Below are 18,317 nucleotides of genomic sequence, written 5' to 3' on the forward strand. Positions count from 1 at the left end.
GTCTTCCCTCCTAGAACTGAAGGCGCAAGCTGCCAACGATCTGGGTTCCCTCAATGCGCTCGCCCACGGGAATGTCACCACGCAGCGAGGCGCTGAGCTGACGAAGCCCCAAGGGACCGTCCATGATCGAGAAGTAATTGAGGCCGACGCTGATTTCTCCGTAAGTACCCGCGTTCTGCGTCGAGGTTGGCGTTGCTGCACCCGACGTCGGCTGATAGGTCGCCTTTATGCTCTTGCCAAATTCATTGTAGACCGTCCCGGTCACGAAGGGTTGCAGAGCAGAGGTTTCATCGGGAAGCACGATCGTCTTGGCGAAGGTCAGAGATGCCAGGCCGATAATGCTCTCCGTATCATCGAACAGGATGTCGCCGCCGATACCCGAAGCAATTTTTGTCGTGTCTGTTCGGGTGTTGGAATAGCTCAGGCCCAGTGTCGGAATGATCGAAAGCTCATCAACCGAGAAGCTGTAGCCGATCGACCCGCTCACCGTGTAACGGTCGGTGTCCAGATCGTCATCCTGGACAAACTGGCTCGTTGTTGCGCCCACCACCGTCCGTGCGTCGATGTCATAGGTCGTCGCATCATAGACGGCCTTCAGGTCCGCGAAGAAGGATCCTTGTGAATAGGTGGCATAGGCACCGACATATCGCGACTGGAAGTCCGAATTGGAGATGATCCGTCCCTGCCCGATCGTCTGATCCTGTTTCGCCTTACCATCGTTGATACCAGCCAGAAGGCCGAAGTTTATGGAGCCGCCATTGCCGCCGATATTGAAGCAACCGTAGTCGACACCAAGCTGAATACCCTTGAATGATACGGAGACGCGGGAAACGGCGCTGGCCGAACCGGGGCTGGTCGTCTCGGCTTCCGCCGTGACGTTGGCGCCGACACCGCGTGTGTAGGTTCCCGGGCGGCAAGTGTCTGCTTCAGCGCCAATCAGCGGAGAAACGAACGCGCTCGACGGTCGGTTGATCGTTGACGCGACGACAGCCTGCGTGGTGGCAAGGCTCCCCACCACGCCACTCAGCGGGGCAAGATTGAGAGAGGTGCGGATAACCCAGTCCTGGCCGCTCTTGACGAAATCATGCTGGATAAACACGTCGGTAGGCAAACCCGAAACCGATGCAGCAGTGGAGCTATTCGTACCGCTGACATCGATAACAAGCGTGTCTCCAGGCGTTGCCAATGTCGCAAACCCGCTTTCGGTAAAGCTGACATTGAAGGTGCCGGACATGTTCCCGTTCACGGTGATACTGTCAACCGTGACATTTCCCTCGTCCAGATTGGTATCGAGGTACAAGGTACCCGCATCCACATCCAGGCCTGAAACGGTGATGGAATCTCCAGTGGTGCCGTTTTGCAGATCGAGGGTTCCACGCAAGGTGAGACTTGTACCGAGAGTATTTGCTCCGGACGCGTTCAGGATGGCGCTGGCCTCGATATCCGTCAGACCGAAGACGGTCGTGCCCGAGATACTCGCCGTACCGCCGGTCAGGACGGACAAGCCCCCAAGGAGACTGCCACCGTTATCGTTCAGAATGCCGCCGTTCTGAACCGTCGAGGCACCGCTCACCGTGCCGGTGTTCGTCACCGTGCCGCCAGAAACCGTCGCCGTGCCGCTGATCGCACCCGAGTTGCCGAAGGTCCCGGCCGTGTTGCTCAGCGATGCGATCGTGCCGGCATTCGTGCTGCTCCCCGCATTCGTCACCGCACCCGCAGTGGAACCTGTCGCGTTCGTATAGGTGCCGCCGCTGGCAACCGAAACGTCGGCCAGCGTGCCGCCGGTGTCGTTCGTCAGCGTGCCACCGTTCTGAACCGTCGAGGCCCCACTCACCGTGCCGGTGTTCGTCACCGTGCCGCCAGAAACCGTCGCCGTGCCGCTGATCGTACCCGAGTTGCCGAAGGTCCCGGCCGTGTTGCTCAGCGATGCGATCGTGCCAGCATTCGTGCTGCTCCCCGCATTCGTCACCGCACCCGCAGTGGAACCTGTCGCATTCGTATAGGTGCCGCCGCTGGCAACCGAAACGTCGGCCAGCGTGCCGCCGGTGTCGTTCGTCAGCGTGCCGCCGTTCTGAACCGTCGAGGCCCCACTCACCGTGCCGGTATTCGTCACCGTGCCGCCAGAAACCGTCGCCGTGCCGCTGATCGTACCCGAGTTGCCGAAGGTCCCGGCCGTGTTGCTCAGCGATGCGATCGTGCCAGCATTGGTGCTGGTGCCCGCATTCGTCACCGCGTCAGCATTGGAACCCGTCGCGTTCGTATAGGTGCCGCCGCTGGCAACCGAAACGTCGGCCAGCGTGCCACCCGTGTCGTTCGTCAGCGTGCCGCCGTTCTGAACCGTCGAGGCGCCACTCACCGTGCCGGTATTCGTCACCGTGCCGCCAGAAACCGTCGCCGTGCCGCTGATCGTACCCGAGTTGTCGAAGGTACCGGCCGTGTTGCTCAGCGATGCGATCGTGCCGGCATTCGTGCTGCTCCCCGCATTCGTCACCGCACCCGCAGTGGCGCCCGTCGCATTTGTGAAGGTGCCCGCATTGACCGTAATTGCTCCGGTAACAGTGCCGGAATTGGAAAGCTGGGACGCAGCGTCGTCAACATTGACAGTTCCTGACGTCAGACTGCCCCCGCTGTCAACCGTCAGCGAACCTCCATTCAGGCTAACGGCGGTGGTCACCGTGAGTTCCCCCGTCGCAGTAACGGTCACTACGCCAGGAGAGCCAACATCAAGTGTATCCACAGTATAGGCATTGGTTACATTGGGCGTCCCGGCATTGACGGTGGCAGCATCTCCGGCGCCTGGAGGCGTGGGTGACGTATCCCAGTTGCCGCCGTCGGAAAATTCGTTGTTGATCGCGCCGGTCCAGGTGGACTGCGACCAGGCAATATCAGGAGAAAGAACGAAACATGGAATTGCAATAATTGCAGACGCAGGAAACAGACACGTCCCGGACCTGATGTACATCCGGAAGCTGGAATGCATTCCGCGTGGAAATATATACGCCATTATATCGCCCCCGTGATAATTCGGCGCCTACACAATAAGACATCCGACTACGTTTTATATTACTCGGAGACAAAATTCCACACATCCGAACAAAATCAAAACATACAATCAAAAAAATCACGAAACTGATATTTTTTATCCATGAAAATCAACAATATACGCAGACACAGATTGTTTTCACCATAAATCGAAAAAAACGCGCCGAAATGGAACAATGAATTGATTCCGCTGGCTATTTCCTGACTCAATCTCGGGAAAAGGGAGGGAGCCTCGCTTGTTGCTTGCACGCATCACCCTGCTAACGAAACACGGAGAAATTCGTGGAAGCGTCGACGATCTCGCGAAATCGCCGCCCGACGATCGGCCAATCCTCAACCATAACAACCAAATCATTATTTGAAATATATTATGTTATTTTAAACTTACGGAATTTAAGACTCAGGAATACGACGGAAGAAGTTCATCAAGATTGAATCTGTGCCGAAACTGAGATTTATATACGGAGAACGGAAACCGGGGTGTGCTGATGTCATGGTATAGCAAGGTCGTCTGGTCGGAGGGGCTCTTTCTTCACCAGCACCACCTGCAGCAACATGATCGCTATATTGAGAAACTTCTTGAGGCCAGGGTGGGGTATGTCACGCCCTACCCGTGGGGTTTCATGGACGTAGAGATCGACCGCGACCTCGCACAGCAGAACAAGTTCGGGCTTCGTCGAGCGGCCGGGATCTTTCCGGATGGCGTGCCTTTCGACATGCCGGGATCGAGCCCTTTGCCTGGTCCCGTCGATGTACCCGAAGGATGCGAAAGAAAGGCGATATGGATGACCATGCCTGTTGCATCCCCCAATAGCCGGGAGGTCGACGCGGCATCGGGAACGAGCGCGAGCCGTTACGTGATCGATCTGGAGACATTTGTCGATTCCACATCCGGCATGCAGGTTGATCAGGACATCGAAATCGCCCATCCACGCATCGAACTGGTCATTCGCGAGACGCCACGACCGGGCTATAACAACTTGATGATCGGCCGGATAGTCGAAGTTCGAGACAAGACCATCATTCTCGATGAACGCGTGGTGCCGCCGGTTCTGTCATGCCATGCACATCCCGTGGCGCTGGGATGGCTGGACCGGTTGATCGGGTGGATACAGACACGACTGGAGGCCCTTTCACGCTATGCAACGGACCCGAGTTCCGGTGGTGGCCTCCAAGCCTATGACTATTTCATGCTGCAGCTGCTGAATGGCCAGATCAATGTCATGAGGCATTATCGTGCCTCGAAGTACCTGCATCCGGAACGCCTATATGTGGACCTTGTTCGCCTGGCGGGCGAGTTGTCGACTTTCACGGGAAACCGAATGGCTCCGGATTTCCCCCGATACGACCATGATCAGTTGCAGGATGTCTTCGAACCTGTTCTTGCAACAGTGCAGCGGCTTCTCAGCCTCGATATCGGCAGGGCGACCAGACTCAATCTGACCCAGGTCAGACCGAACGCCTTCCTTGCCAATGTCAGCGATCGCAACCTGTTTCGCACCGCCCGCTTCGTCGTTGAGGTGTCGGCTGCCATGCCTCTCACGCAGATCCAGGCAAGCTTTCCGGATTTGTGCAAGGTCGGTCCCAACACACGCATGCGCGACATCGTCCAGACGCATCTGCCGGGCATCAGCGTGGTTCACATGCCGACTCCGCCCCGGCAGATCAGGGCGATTACCGATCACGTCTACTTCTACCTAGACAAGACTTCGCCGCTCTGGCCCGAATTCAGCAGCGCAAGCGGCATCGCCATGCACTTTGCGGGCAACTGGCCGGATCTTCAACTGGACCTGTGGGCAATCACGGATGAGTGACCATGAGCCAATCCGACGACCCATCTGACAGCCGCGGCAGAACGGTCATCCGGCCAAGGCCGGGTGGACTGCCTTCCTCGCAAGGTGCCGGGGTTGGCGGCATGCCCAACCGGCCAGAGTCCAGCGGCCAGCACCAGCCGATGGGCGCGGCGTCCGCCTGGGGCGCCCCGAGCTCCGGCTGGTCCGGTGGAAACCGGTCCGAGGGCCAGGCCAGCGACTGGGTCTCACCGGTCTTTCCGGGAGCGGAGAGGCTGGAGACACAGTCTTCTGCCGTTCCACGCGCCAAAATTCCTCTCGGCACTGCTCTCGGCGCGCGAGGCAGCCCTGACATCAAGGCATCCAATCCCATCGTCCAGGCTGCCGCCCCCCTGCTTATCCTGCTCGGACGACTCCGGCAGATGATCATCGAAATGGATGCGGTACCGCTGATGCAGCATGTCGCGCATTCGATCAGCGGCTTTGAGAAAAGTATCCTCGCTGCCGGCGTTCCGGAGGATCAGGCCACGATTGCCAAATATGCGCTCTGCGCGACTGCGGACGACATCGTCCAGAACCTTCCCGGCACCGAAAAGCACATCTGGCTCCAATACAGCATGCTGGCACAGTTTTTCGGCGTGCGCACATCCGGCACCGGCTTTTTCGACAAGATCCGCCAGTTGAACGCCAACCCCTCACTCTATTTCAACCTGCTGGAATTGATACACGCCTGCCTTTCGCTCGGGTTCGAAGGCCAATACCGCAGCGCGATGGGCGGAGACATCGAACTGCAGCGGGTCCGCCGCGATGTCTACAACACGCTAAAGACGGTCAGGGGTGGCGCGGCGGCCGACCTGTCGCCCCGCTGGCGTGGCATTCAGACCAGGCGCCAGACGCTGGGGGAAGGCATTCCGCTGTGGTCGATCGGCAGCGTGCTCGCCGGTCTCCTTGCCGGTCTTTACCTGCTGCTGCGGTTTTTCATCGCAGCCGACGGCGACGCGGTTGCCGATACGCTGGTGCATCTCCACCCGCGCGACCCGGTCGTGCTGGCGCGCACCGCATTTTCTCCCCTGCCGGAACCCGCACCGACTCCGCAGACCGTGAGCCAGTTGCAGCGCATCCGCGCCGTTCTCGAACCTGAAATTCAGCAGGGGCTCGTCGGCGTCGAACCGGCCGGGGAATCGATCATCATCCGCATCAACAATCTTCTTCTGTTCGATTCCGGCAGCGCCGATGTGCGACCCGAGTTCGACGCGCTGGCACAGCGCGTCGCCGAGGCTCTGAATAGAGAGCCTGGCAATATTCGCATCGTGGGACACACCGACAACGTGAAGCCGAAGCCTTCCAGTCGTTTCAAGTCGAACTTCGACCTTTCCGTCAAGCGTGCCGAAGCCGTGGCATCGACGCTTGTCCGCCACATCAAGGAGAGCACGCGTCTCGTGGTGTCCGGAAAAGGTGAGGACGAGCCGGTCGCATCCAATGCCAATCCGGAAGGACGGGCGCAGAACAGGCGGGTGGACCTTGCGATACCGCGCGAGGAAACCCTCAGCGGTGGTTCTGCAGCAGAGGCAGTACCATGAGTGACAGGATCATCAAGCTGGCAACCTACGCCGTCACGGCGAGCGCGGCAGTCGCGCTGACCCTGGTCGTGTGGTTCGCCTTTCCGCTGATTGCCTTCGCAGGCATCGCGCCCTTCGAGAGCGCATGGTTTCGGCTTGCCCTCATCATCACGATCTGGGCGCTGATGATCGGCATCCTGGCTTATCGTCATTGGCAAGGACGTCGGGCCCAGGCGGCACTCGAAGCCGCCATCGCGGTGGAGGACAAGGTTGCAGACGACAGCGAGCAGCTCGCGGAACGCATGAATGACGCGCTTGCGACATTGCGCAAGGCCTCGTCGACCCGGAACTTCCTGTATGACCTGCCATGGTATGTCATCATTGGCCCGCCAGGCACGGGCAAGACAACGGCACTCGTCAATTCCGGTCTGAAATTTCCTCTTGCTGCGCATGGCCAGCATGCCTCCATCGCCGGCGTCGGAGGGACGCGGTATTGCGACTGGTGGTTTGCCGAGGAAGCCGTGCTTATCGATACGGCAGGCCGTTACACGACGCAGGATTCCGACGAGAAGTCGGACCGCAAGAGCTGGCTGTCGTTTCTGTCCCTCCTGAAGACGCAGCGCCCGAAGCAGCCACTGAACGGCGTCATCATTGCCATAAGCCTCGAAGATATCATGACGCTGAGCGCGGAGGAACTGAATGCCCATGCTGTCGCGATCCGCAAGCGTCTGCTGGAGCTTCATCAGGAGCTGAAGGTCGACTTTCCAGTCTACGCCCTCTTTACGAAGGCCGACCTGATCGCGGGCTTCAACGAGTTTTTCAGCGCCTTCACCGAAGACAGGCGCCGGCAGGTCTGGGGCGCCACCTTCCAGAGCGATGACCGGAAAAAGAACTTTCTTGAACATGTCCCCTCGGAAATCGACGATCTGGTGATGCGGCTCACGGAAGAAACCGCCGACCGGCTGCAGGCCGAACCGGATCCGATGGCCCGCATCTCGGTCTTCGGTTTTCCGGCGCAGATCGCGGCCCTTCGAGATCCGATCGTGCAGTTCCTCGGCGCAATCTTCGAGCCAACCCGCTATCATTCCAACGCCCAGCTTCGCGGCTTCTATTTCTCCTCGGGAACTCAGCAGGGCACCCCAATCGACCAGATGCTGGGAAAGATGGAAACCAACTTCGGCACGCAGACCGCCGCGATGATGTCCGGTCGGGGGAAAAGCTATTTCCTCCACGATCTGTTGACCAAGGTCGTCTTCCAGGAAGCCGGCTGGGTATCGCGGGACATGTCGGCCGTTCGACGGGCGGCTTCCATCCGCTATGCGGGTATTGCAGCCATGTTGCTGGCAACGGTGACGCTGTCCATCGCCTGGATCTGGGCTTATGCGACAAACCGCCAGCTCATTACCGCAACCAACGCTGCCATCGCCGAATACAGGACCATCGGCGGCCCGGCCCTCAATGCCGAGCCGGTGTCCGATACCGATCTTCACACCGTCCTCGATCTTCTTCACAAGTTGCGCAACATGGAGACGGGATACGCCAACGGCAATGCGTTGGCGGGGCGCTTTGCTGGATTCGGACTGGGCCAGACGGATCGCCTCCGGTCGGCAAGCGAGGAAGCCTATCGCCAGGCCCTTGAGCGCACATTCCGGTCGCGGCTTGTTCTGCGTGTCGAGCAGCAGATCGAGGCCAACATCAATGATCCGATGTTCGTCTACGAGGCGCTCAAGGTCTATCTGATGCTGGGGGGCAAGGCACCGAAACCGGACAACGACCTTATCGTCGACTGGATGCAGGAGGATTGGGCGAACAACCTCTATCCGGGAGCCGGAAACAAGGCAGGCCGGGACGAATTGGAGCAGCATCTTCTGGCGATGCTCGCGCTGGACGATGTGCACAATCCGGAAATCGCGCTCAACGGTTCCCTTGTCAGCGCCGCACAGCAGACACTGGCACGTCTGAGCCTTGCTGACCGCGCTTATACCTTGATCAGGGGAGCGGCACAGGCGCAACAACTGGAGGCCTGGAGCCTCGTTGCGCGGGGCGGTCCGGATTCGGCGCTGGTCTTCGAAACCGTGGACGGATCACCCATCGACACGCTGGAAGTCTCCGGCTTCTTCACTTACGCAGGCTTTCATCAGTTCTTTCTGGACCAACTCGGCACCGTGGCGGAGAAACTGCAGGCCGAACAGTGGGTTCTTGGCACATCAAACCAGCAGTCGACGCTCGATGCGCAGATTTCACGCCTCGGTCCGGAACTGCTGGAGCGATACCGGCGCGAGTTCATTGCGGCCTGGGAAAGCACTCTCGGTCGGGTGCGACTGAAGCGAATGTCCGCGGACAAGCCGGAATATGTCGCCATCCAAGCTGCCGCCGGCGCCTCCTCACCCATTCGCGGCGTGTTCGAATCAATCAGCGAGGAAACGCGTCTGACCGAGGAACGCTCCGCGCCGGTCAAGGAGGATCCGTCGGCACCGGGCACCGCGGAAATGGTCCGAAACGCCGTTATCCAGCGAATTCAAAGCCGGACAAGCGGCTGGTCGCGCATCGGCATCGACATCGCGCTCAGCAAATCACAGAACCGGCCGGGTACGCCGCAAAGCGCCACAGCCGCACCGGGCTCAAACATCCAGGCCTATTTCCGCGCCTACCACCAGTTGGTGGAAGGAGAGCCCGGGAGACGATCACTCGACACACTGATCGCCAATCTGAACGACATCAGCCAAAGCCTTATTCTCGCCCTGACGCCTTCGCAGACGCAGCGGGCAACCGCGAATCTTCAGGTCCAGATCGCCAGCCTCAAGTCGAACGTATCGCGGCTGCCGCCGACACTCGCCAAGATGATGCAGAGTGCCGTAAGCGATTTCGAGGGAGATGCTGCCGGGTCAACGATCGCACAGCTGAATCAGGAACTTAATGTTCGCGTCACGCGGGCGTGCCAGGAAATCACGGCCAACCGCTATCCGTTTTCGCCGACCAGCGACAGGGACGTGCCGATTGCGGAATTCACCAAGCTGTTTGCTCCGAACGGGGCCATCGACAGATTCTTCAGCGAAAGGCTTTCTCCACTGGTCGATGTCAGCAAGCCGAACTGGGACTGGAACCAAGGGGACCGGCTTGGACAGGAGCTTTCGCGGGCCACCCTGAGAGAATTCCAACGCGCCGCGCAGATCCGCGATGCCTTTTTCCCCTCGGGCGCGCCCATGCTGTCGCTCCAGATGGTGGTGAAGCCACAGACCCTGTCCGGAAATGCGGACTTCGCCCTCTTCGAGCTCAACGGCAACGTGATTCAGTCGCAACAGGTTGGCAATGCTCCGGTCAGCTTGACCTGGCCAGGCACGGGAGCCGGATCCGCAAGCATCTCGATCTTCCCGGAATTGCCCGGGCGTTCCTCTCATATCGCGGCGAACGGGCCCTGGGCGTTGATGCGGCTTCTGGCGATGGGCAGCATATCCGGCAGCGCCGAGGCTATGGCGGCTCGCTTCGTCATCGGCGGACGAGAGGTCTCGTATCGCATCGAACTTGGCGCGACGAGCAACCCCTTCCTTTTGCCGGCACTTGCGGATTTCAAGTGCCCGGCGGGCTTCTGAGGACAGGGAGATGATGATCAAGGCAGCAGCTTCGTACCTCGCATGGGAGACAGCGTGATGCCGGTCGGCCTGTTCGGCAAATATCCCGGCAAGCGGGACTTCCTGTCTCTCAATCTGCCGAAAACGGTGATCACCACCATGGAAGACTGGCTGCAGGCTGCCATTGTTGTCAGCAGCCAGCAACTGGGACCCGCATGGCGGGATCACTATCTCGTTCATCCGATCTGGAATTTCCGCATCGGCGCCAAGGTGATCGGCACGGACTGCGTCGGCGCCATGATGCCGTCGGTTGACGGGATCGGACGTTACTTTCCACTTTCCATCATTGCCTGGGCTGGCGATGGCGCTCAACTCGCACCGTTTCGGGATGTTGCGGCGGAGTGGGTGGATGACGTGCACCACCGCCTGCTCTCCGCTCTGGACGACGCGCCGACGGCAGATCCCTCCACCCTCCTGGAAGGCCTGACGGATCTGGAAAGGCCGCGGGGGACGCAGCGATTGGAGACAATCGCGGGAGGCTGGCGCATCGTGTCGGCCGAACCGACGGAACAATCCGCCATCGCGCACCTGGAAGAGCTCCGCTTCGCGGAAGAGGAAGAAAGCCTCACCCTGTGGTGGACGAAAGGCAGCCATCTGGTGCCCGGTCAACTGGTTTGCTTCGTCGGAATGCCCGCCCCCTGTTTCTATGTTTCCATGCTGGGCTCTTCCGAAGCGACACTTGACGACCCGCCGGTTCCGTAAAGCACAGCATAAAACCGTATCACCAAGGCTTCCCGAAGAAAGATCGCCCATGATGAACGAACCGACTCCCGGCAGCCAAATGATGTTTCGCCACGACGCACACAGCCTGTCACACGTAGGATGCGTGCGTCAGTTGAACGAAGATCGAAGCTTCGCGGCTCCGGCGATCGGTATCTGGGCGGTGGCCGATGGCATGGGGGGGCACCATGCCGGCGATTTTGCCAGCGAAACGATTGTGCGCCATCTGCAGCAGGTCGAGAGCGCCGCGACGCCGGCAGACCTCGAAGCCGCGTTTCGTGCGGTCCTGCAGCATGCCAACGCCGAGATATTCCAGTACGCGCAGCGGCAGGGTAATCTTGTCGTCGGCTCCACCTTTGTGGGCCTTCTCTGCTTTGGCTCCCTTTTCCGCTGCTACTGGTGCGGCGACAGCCGGGCCTATCTGCTGCGCAACGACAGTCTCACACAGATTTCCCGCGATCACACAGAGGTTCAGGAATTGCTGGACCAGGGGCTTCTGACCGCAGAGGAAGCGGCCAGCTATCCGCGCAGGAATGCGATCACTCAGGCGGTCGGCGTAGCGGAACAGTTGCACATGGACTATGTCGACGGAGAAATCCGTGCAGGCGACGCATTTCTGTTGTGCACGGACGGGCTGACCAATCATTTGAGCGATCTCGAAATCGGCAAGCTGATGACCGGCCGTCGCGCTTCCGATATCTGCCATGATCTTGTCAATCTCGCGCTCTCACGCGGCGGCACCGACAATGTCACGGTCAATATCGTGCAGTTCTTCTCCGCATCGGCGACCATTCCGGTCAACGGTCCCATTGCAAGACCACAAACCGTCGGCGGAGCAGGATGATGAATCGCGAAACGACGCACATCAATTCGCCGAGCGTGGGGCCGGGAACGACACTCAACGGCATGTTCGCCATCGACGAGAAGCTGGCCGCTGGCGGCATGGGCGAAGTCTACCGAGGTCACAACATTACCACGGGTGATCCGGTTGCAATCAAGGTCGTGCTGCGCGAACTCGCCAAGGACCAGACGATCATCAACCTGTTCTTCAAGGAAGCCAAGGTTCTCAACAGCCTGCACCACCCGGCGATCGTCAGATACGGCGTCTTCTCGGTCGATCCGGTCATCGAGAGGCCTTATCTTGTCATGGAATTTGTTGATGGAACATCTTTGTCGGATGCGATCGACAACAAGGCCCTGTCACTGGAGGAAACGAAGCTGCTCGTCTCGCGTCTGGCTTCGGGGCTGGACGCCGCCCACCGGGCAGGCGTGATCCATCGCGACATTTCTCCAGACAATGTGATCCTGTCCGGCGGCAAGGTGACTGGGGCCAAGATCATCGATTTCGGCATCGCCAGGGCAAACAATGTCGGCACGGGGACGCTTCTGGGCGGCCAGTTCGCCGGCAAATACAACTTCGTATCGCCAGAGCAACTTGGGCTCTTCAACGGTGATGTCACGGAGGTGTCGGACGTCTACAGCCTAGGTCTTCTGACGGTCAACGCGCTGCGCGGTCGGCCGATTGACATGAGCGGGACGCAATTCCAGGTGATCGAGAAGCGCCGCTCTGTTCCGGATCTGTCAGACATCGACATGGAAATCCGTCCCATCCTCGAATTGATGCTGCAGCCGGACCCCGCAAACCGCACAGTAACGATGGCGGACATTGCCGAATGGCTTGCTCCGGACACGAGGAAAACGCGGACTTCCCTCCCCCCTGTGACCAGGCTTGCACAATATCCGGCACCTGCAATGCCAGGCGATGCCGATCACCGGGAACAGCCGTCTGGCGGTCTCGCGCCCCCAGGCTTGCCAGGAAGTCAGCACATGTCGCGGCCTCCGTCTTCGGAACCGGAGAGAACCATTCTGGTTGCCCCCGCCTCCGGAGTGACGGACGGGACAGCCTCGGCACAAGCCGGATCCGCGCAGGCATTCGGCGATCATGCGACACCGCCTTCTTCGCCGGCTCCTCCCCATCAGGAGAGCATAGCCGAGCCCGAGAACGGCGCAAATCCAGACCTCCGCCAGGAGGACAATATAGCCGATCCGCTGTCGGAGGTGACGGTCCAGAAGCCTGCCGTCGAGTCGGACAACGGCAGCCACGCCCAAGGCCAGGAAAAAGGCAGGTCCAAGGACCGGCAGAAGGCCAGAAAGCTCCGGTTCCTGCCGGCGATCGCGGCCTCTGTTGTCATCGCAGGAGGCGTTGCCATCTATCTTTCCGGGGTCCTTTCTCCGCCACCCCCGGAAGAGACGCCGGGAATGGGCGCGCCCCCCGTTTTGAAGCCGGCCGCTGCCCCGGACGCCGCTCGCCCGAGGCAGACGGAACTGGCGCGCGAAACGCCGGGCTCTGTCATCCCGGCGTCTCCGCCGGATTTGGGCGGGCAACCACAACGACCGCCGGAGCCTCAAACTCAGCCGGCTCAAGAGCCGCCACAGGGGCAGGCGCCGGTGGCCATGGCCGTGCCGGCCGCACCGATCACATCAATGGGGCAGGTCAGCGAAAGGCTGGACTGGTTGCAGAATTTCGCAGGAGGCGACTGCTTCTTCGCCCGGCCCGTCGCTGCTGCCGCGGACATGATGAGCATCGAAGGCATGTCCCAAAGCGTCGACGCCTTCATCCGCCTGGAGGCTGATTTCAAGGGTCGATTCGGTTTCGAGCCGAACATCGAGGTCCGATCGATCCAGCCGAGCCAGTGCAGCGTGGCCAATTTCCTCAATCAACAGTTCAAGGGGCGCCATCCCACGGTCAAGATTACGCTGAACAGCGACCGTGTGAAAAGCGGACAGTCCCTGTCGGGTTCGATCGAGGGGCTTCAGAAGGCACACACGCTTCTCTACCTGATCGACAACGACGGTTATGTCTACCAGATTGACCAGTTCCTCAAGCGCGACCAGCAGATCGGCAGATTCAGCATCAAGCTGGTTGAACTCGCAGGTCGTCAGCCTCTGGCACAGGTTATGCTTGTCTTGTCGAGTGACAAGCCGATCCGGGGTGGCGCCTTGCGCGAACCGTCCAGCGGACAAAGCCTCTTTCCCAAGCTGCTGCAATCGATCCAGGACGAGAAGCTGGAGGTTGACGTGGGCTTCGCCTTCTTCCTGCTCGGCGGCTCCTGAGAGGACATGCGATGAGGGACGTGTCGTCATGGACGCAAAGCACACTTGCCGCGGTGAGATCGGCGGAATCCGGAAACTGTTTTCCGTAACCAAGCCCAGGGCACGATCCGGGGCAGAAGGCAGGAACGGAGGCAAAGGATGCTGGGTCGCGTGCTTCTGATTGGAAGTGGCCTCTTCGTCGTGCTGCTGATCGCGGCGTTGCTAGCGCCCTATCTTGTTGACCGGTCGGTCGTCCGAAACGTGCTGGAAAAGCAGATTTCTGGTCTGATGCAGTCTCCCGTCACGATCCGCGGCGCCATTGACTTTCAGCTTCTGCCATTCCCTTCCCTGAAACTTGCCGAGGTTCGCGTGGGGGCGGATACGCCACGCAACCTGCGTCTGGAGGTGTCACAGCTTTCCATGCGCATGGAAATTGGCCCGCTGCTTTCCGGAGAAGCCCGTATCTTCGACCTGCGGCTTAACCGGCCGAAGCTTTTCCTTCCCATCGACGGGACAGGCATCCGGAACTTGGGGCAGACACCGTCCTTTGCCGGCAGGACGGGACAGATCGTCATCGAGGACATCCACGTGGAAAACGGCGAGATGCATCTCATTGACGCTCGCTCCGGTCAGGTGCGGAGCGCGCGCGATATCTCGGCGGTCGTCGCGGCTGCATCTATGCAGGGCCCCTGGCGTGGAGAGGGGCGCGGCCTGTTTGAAGGCCGCGAAGGGAGCTTCAGTTTTCTGAGCGGTCGTGCCAACCAACCGCGGGAAGACATCCCCCTTCGTGTCCGGTTCCGGCCGCAGTCGCATCCCGTTGACGTGCAGCTTGATGGACACCTCGTGCACGAGGAAGCCAGGCTGGCCTATCGGGGCAATTTCAGCATCGTGTCGGCAAGCAGCAACAGCCAGGGCGCAATATCGGAAGCGTCAGACTGGTCTTCCTGGCATGTGAAGGGTGCATTCGAAGTTACCGGCGAACAGTTGCTCATTCCAAGCTACCGGCTGGAGACCAAGGGCAGACCTCTGCCTTACGCCGTCACCGGGCGGGCGAAGCTCGATCTCGGTGCACAGCCAGCTTTCGTGCTGACCGCCGAAGGCCAGCAGATTGACCTGAAGCGCCTGGGGAGATGGAATGACCGCGCCGGTCCGGAAGATCCATTGCAGGAAACGGCGCTGCGGCAACTCGAACATCTCGTGGCAAAGCTGGCGATGATTCCGTTCCCGCAGATGCCGGGCCGGGTTACGTTGCGTCTGCCTGTGATCGCGTTGAAAGACGCCATGCTCCAGGACCTGCACCTGGATATGGAGCCTCGCCCCTTCGGCACAAAAGTAACGCGGCTTGACGTCATCTTGCCGGGCCGAACCCGGTTGCAGGCAAGCGGCGACATGACCTTCAATGAAGTTCCGGCATTTGAGGGCACGGTTTCGGTCATGTCGGAAGATGCCTCGGGCCTTTCGCGATGGCTGGTCGGCCCAGCGGTCGCAGGACCCGACCTGCAAACCCCGGCGCAACTCACGACGAAGGCGACGATCACGCCCTTCATCCAGCGTTTCGACGGTCTCGACGTGAACATCGGCGCGACACGGATAGCAGGCCTCGTCGAGAGAAGGACACCTGATGAGCTTGCATCGAGCCTGCACATTTCGCTGAAAGGGGCGCATATCGACCTGGATGCGACGCAGGCTTACGTCGCCTCCCTGCTTCAATCACAGACGGTTACACATGTCCTTGAAGGACACGGCATCACGGTGCCCCTGAGAATGAGCCCTGTCGCCGCATCGGGTCTGGTGGCAGACATTGCGGAGGCGGACGTTTCTGTTGCCGATGGCATCGTCACCGTGGAGAGGCTGGCATTGCACAATGTCGCCGGCGCCGACCTTGCAGGCCATGCGCGCTTCGACGCCGGTTTTTCAGGTGAAGGAGAGGTGAAATTCGCCAGCCCGGATCCAACCGCCTTCCTGCGCATGGCCTCCGACCGCCTTCGGGCGATCCCGCTCCTGAACTGGCTGGCCGGCAACAGCCAATGGTACCGGGACACGGAACTGAACGCAGAATTCCACCGGAGCCGCAGTACCGGCGGGCATGCCATCCGGATCGAGGGAAAATCCAACGGCAGCACTGTGACGGCGGACGTGGTGCTGCCGATGCGAATGGACGATGCAAACAACGGCGGCAGCGCAGTCGCTGCGACAATCTCCAATCCATCAGGCGCAACGCTTCTCGCTCAGACTGGACTGACGTCAGCCGCCATGGTTGCCCCGGGCCCCGCCACCCTGACCGTCAAGGCCGGCATGCGAGATGCAGCCGTCGATGCGACGGTCGATCTGGCAACGAAGACCACGTCTGTCGGCATCAGCGGCCTCTTCGAGATTGCCGGGCACGAGATCTGGACGAACAAGGCACGCCTGTCGCTGATGAGCGAGGACATCGGGTCCGTTATTGATCAAGCGCGAATGGAGACCCCCACGCTGCCCGAGGGCACCGCCGTCGAACTCCTTGCGGATATCGCAATCGATACTGACCTGTTGCGGCTCGACAGCATTGAGGGACGTCTGGCAGGTGTTGGCGTCCGGGGTTGGCTGACGATTGCCAGCCACGTTACCCCGCCAGCCATTTCTGGCTCCCTCTCCTTCGAGGAAATTAACATCAGCCGGCTCGGCGACATCATCCTGCAGCCGAGGCAGCGCTCGGAAGGCAGAAAGGCTGTGACCGAGGCGAGTTTCCCCGGTCTGGCCGGTCGGGTGGAGGTCACGTCGGAGAGCGTCTTCGCAGGCTCCCTCGGCACCGCGCGCAAGGCATCCGCCCAAGTCTATCTCGACCGGAACGGCATTACCCTCAAGGAACTTACCGCGCTCTGGCGAGATGGACAGATCGGAGGGCAGCTTGCCTTGTCGAAAGCTGGCGGCCTCGGCCTCCTTCAGATGCAGATCAGAGGCAAAGACATCGCAATGGCGCCGCTGCCCGATGCGACGGGACGGGAGATAGCGAGTGACGGAAAGCTCACATTCTCGTTCACCGCCGATGCTGTCGGCAACAACCAGGATCAGATGCTGCGCTCGGCCAGCGGCGACGGAAGCCTCGACATTCGCAACCTGCGCTTGACTGGTTATGAGCCAAGGGACCTTTCACGGCTGCTATCCAAGATGGAATCAATATCCATCGCAACGACCCCGCTGGAAGCGGAAAACAAAATCCACGCCTTGCTGACCAGCGGCGACACACGCCGCTCTTTCCCTCTGCCGCCGATCAGTCTTTCGGTCTCGCTGGCCGGAGGCAGGATTCGGCTCGATGGCACTGGCCGGGAGGCAGACAGGCTGCATGTTTCCCTCGCAGGAACCGCCGATGTCGCGGACCGGCAACTCGACGCGCGCCTGTCCCTGGCCTACATACCGCCCCCGCTCTCTCTGGTTCCGGAGGGCCCGATCATCGCCTGCCGGCTTTCCGGCGGCGCGGACGGACTAACGCTGTCCATCGACGAATCCGGTCTGACGCGCTATCTGCGACAGCATACAGCCGAACACACGCGTCGCGAGGTCGAAGCCCTGCAGGCAGGCCTCCAGGAAAAGCAGCGCCTGCAGCGCGAAATCATGCTGTTCCGGCTCGAGCATGCCCCTTCTGCCGATGTCCCTGAGAAGGTCAGGGATAAAGAGCAAGAGCATTCTGCTCCGGCGCCCGACACCGGAAGCGCAGCGCCAAAGCCGGAAATGCCGCCACAAACGCGACCTGCAGCCAGACAGACCGATGCAATCCGGTCACCCGCAATGTCCATGTCGCCGGTGCCTCCCGCCGCAGACCTCCATGACCGTCACCGCTATTCCGCCCCCCCGGACACGGCAAAGCCCGAACAACCGGAAGAGCAGCAAGCCCCACCATCGCCATCCGGCGCAACGCCCGAGCCTGACGCCGTTGAACTCATGATCCAGTCAATTCTTGCGGAAGAAAACCGCCAGCGAAAGGCAAAGCAAGACCAGTGAATACAACGGAAGATTATTCTTGTGCCGGCGGTGCTACTGGATGGAATCTAACGCTTGGTGCCCGCGCCTGACGGCGGCGATGATTTTGTCGGGATCTGCGGTCCAAGTGAAGGGCTTTGGCTTTTTGTTGTGGTCCACGAGGAAACGGTTGATGGCGGCCTGAAGATCGACGACGGAATGGAAAACGCCGCGTTTCAGACGCCGCTTCGACAGCCTGGCGAAGAAACCCTCCACCGCGTTGAGCCATGAGCATGAGGTCGGAGTGAAGTGGAAGGTGAAACGCTCGTGACGGTCGAGCCAGGCCCTCACCTTTGGATGCTTGTGGGCAGCATAGTTGTCGAGGATGACATGGACGGCCTTGTCGTCCGGCACCTGGGCGTTAGAGCGTTTCCCTTTCATGCTGGATCGTAACCACATGATGTGAAGAAGTTGCGAGCCTCTTGTGGCTCGACGAGGTCAATCAGTTTCCCGATCCTGTCCCAAAGGCCAGTTACGGTGCGCTCTGC

At 60.3% G+C, this 18,317-nt stretch carries 8 protein-coding genes and 2 pseudogenes; 7 read left to right on the top strand and 3 right to left on the bottom strand.

Features of this window, described 5'->3' with window-relative positions; all coding sequences use genetic code 11:
- Positions 1 to 10: 10 nt before the first annotated feature.
- The gene (locus tag KLP42_RS24505; protein ID WP_215570523.1) at positions 11 to 2,962 is read right to left on the bottom strand and encodes a beta strand repeat-containing protein; all 2,952 of its coding nucleotides are present in this window, start codon (positions 2,960 to 2,962) and stop codon (positions 11 to 13) included.
- Positions 2,963 to 3,530: 568 nt separating this feature from the next.
- Between KLP42_RS24505 and tssK the strand changes: the two genes are divergently transcribed.
- From tssK to KLP42_RS24540, 7 genes are all read left to right on the top strand, one after another.
- Positions 3,531 to 4,856, top strand: a complete 1,326-nt coding sequence (gene tssK / locus KLP42_RS24510) for a type VI secretion system baseplate subunit TssK (protein ID WP_215570538.1) — start codon at positions 3,531 to 3,533, stop codon at positions 4,854 to 4,856.
- Between the two features lie 140 nt (positions 4,857 to 4,996).
- On the top strand, positions 4,997 to 6,412 hold the full coding sequence (tssL, locus tag KLP42_RS24515; protein WP_252193249.1) for a type VI secretion system protein TssL, long form: 1,416 nt from the start codon (positions 4,997 to 4,999) through the stop codon (positions 6,410 to 6,412).
- The gene (gene tssM, locus KLP42_RS24520; protein ID WP_215570527.1) at positions 6,409 to 9,981 is read left to right on the top strand and encodes a type VI secretion system membrane subunit TssM; all 3,573 of its coding nucleotides are present in this window, start codon (positions 6,409 to 6,411) and stop codon (positions 9,979 to 9,981) included. Before tssL ends, tssM begins: the two co-directional genes overlap by 4 nt.
- A 57-nt stretch (positions 9,982 to 10,038) precedes the next feature.
- Entirely contained in the window at positions 10,039 to 10,722 is a 684-nt protein-coding gene (gene tagF / locus KLP42_RS24525; protein ID WP_215570529.1) for a type VI secretion system-associated protein TagF, read from the top strand.
- Between the two features lie 49 nt (positions 10,723 to 10,771).
- Positions 10,772 to 11,584, top strand: coding sequence for a PP2C family protein-serine/threonine phosphatase (locus KLP42_RS24530; protein WP_215570531.1), 813 nt, complete (start codon positions 10,772 to 10,774; stop codon positions 11,582 to 11,584).
- Entirely contained in the window at positions 11,581 to 13,854 is a 2,274-nt protein-coding gene (locus tag KLP42_RS24535; RefSeq protein ID WP_215570533.1) for a serine/threonine-protein kinase, read from the top strand. The genes KLP42_RS24530 and KLP42_RS24535 overlap by 4 nt, the downstream gene beginning before the upstream one ends.
- A gap of 138 nt (positions 13,855 to 13,992) precedes the next feature.
- The gene (locus KLP42_RS24540; protein ID WP_215570536.1) at positions 13,993 to 17,811 is read left to right on the top strand and encodes an AsmA family protein; all 3,819 of its coding nucleotides are present in this window, start codon (positions 13,993 to 13,995) and stop codon (positions 17,809 to 17,811) included.
- A 33-nt stretch (positions 17,812 to 17,844) separates the two neighbouring features.
- On the opposite strand, the pseudogene KLP42_RS24545 reads toward KLP42_RS24540, so the two are convergent.
- Positions 17,845 to 18,192, bottom strand: a pseudogene (locus KLP42_RS24545) (transposase); the annotation flags it as partial.
- A gap of 14 nt (positions 18,193 to 18,206) precedes the next feature.
- Positions 18,207 to 18,317: pseudogene (locus tag KLP42_RS24550) on the bottom strand (IS630 family transposase); the annotation flags it as partial.

The organism is Rhizobium sp. CSW-27, from assembly GCF_018760785.1.
Classification (GTDB): Bacteria; Pseudomonadota; Alphaproteobacteria; order Rhizobiales; family Rhizobiaceae; genus Neorhizobium.

Excerpts from the sequence above, each read along its gene's own strand:
- KLP42_RS24505 (WP_215570523.1), bottom strand. The coding sequence starts at position 2,962 with ATGTACATCAGGTCCGGGACGTGTCTGTTTCCTGCGTCTGCAATTATT.
- tssK (WP_215570538.1), top strand. The coding sequence starts at position 3,531 with ATGTCATGGTATAGCAAGGTCGTCTGGTCGGAGGGGCTCTTTCTTCAC.
- tssL (WP_252193249.1), top strand. The coding sequence starts at position 4,997 with ATGGGCGCGGCGTCCGCCTGGGGCGCCCCGAGCTCCGGCTGGTCCGGT.
- tssM (WP_215570527.1), top strand. The coding sequence starts at position 6,409 with ATGAGTGACAGGATCATCAAGCTGGCAACCTACGCCGTCACGGCGAGC.
- tagF (WP_215570529.1), top strand. The coding sequence starts at position 10,039 with ATGCCGGTCGGCCTGTTCGGCAAATATCCCGGCAAGCGGGACTTCCTG.
- KLP42_RS24530 (WP_215570531.1), top strand. The coding sequence starts at position 10,772 with ATGATGAACGAACCGACTCCCGGCAGCCAAATGATGTTTCGCCACGAC.
- KLP42_RS24535 (WP_215570533.1), top strand. The coding sequence starts at position 11,581 with ATGATGAATCGCGAAACGACGCACATCAATTCGCCGAGCGTGGGGCCG.
- KLP42_RS24540 (WP_215570536.1), top strand. The coding sequence starts at position 13,993 with ATGCTGGGTCGCGTGCTTCTGATTGGAAGTGGCCTCTTCGTCGTGCTG.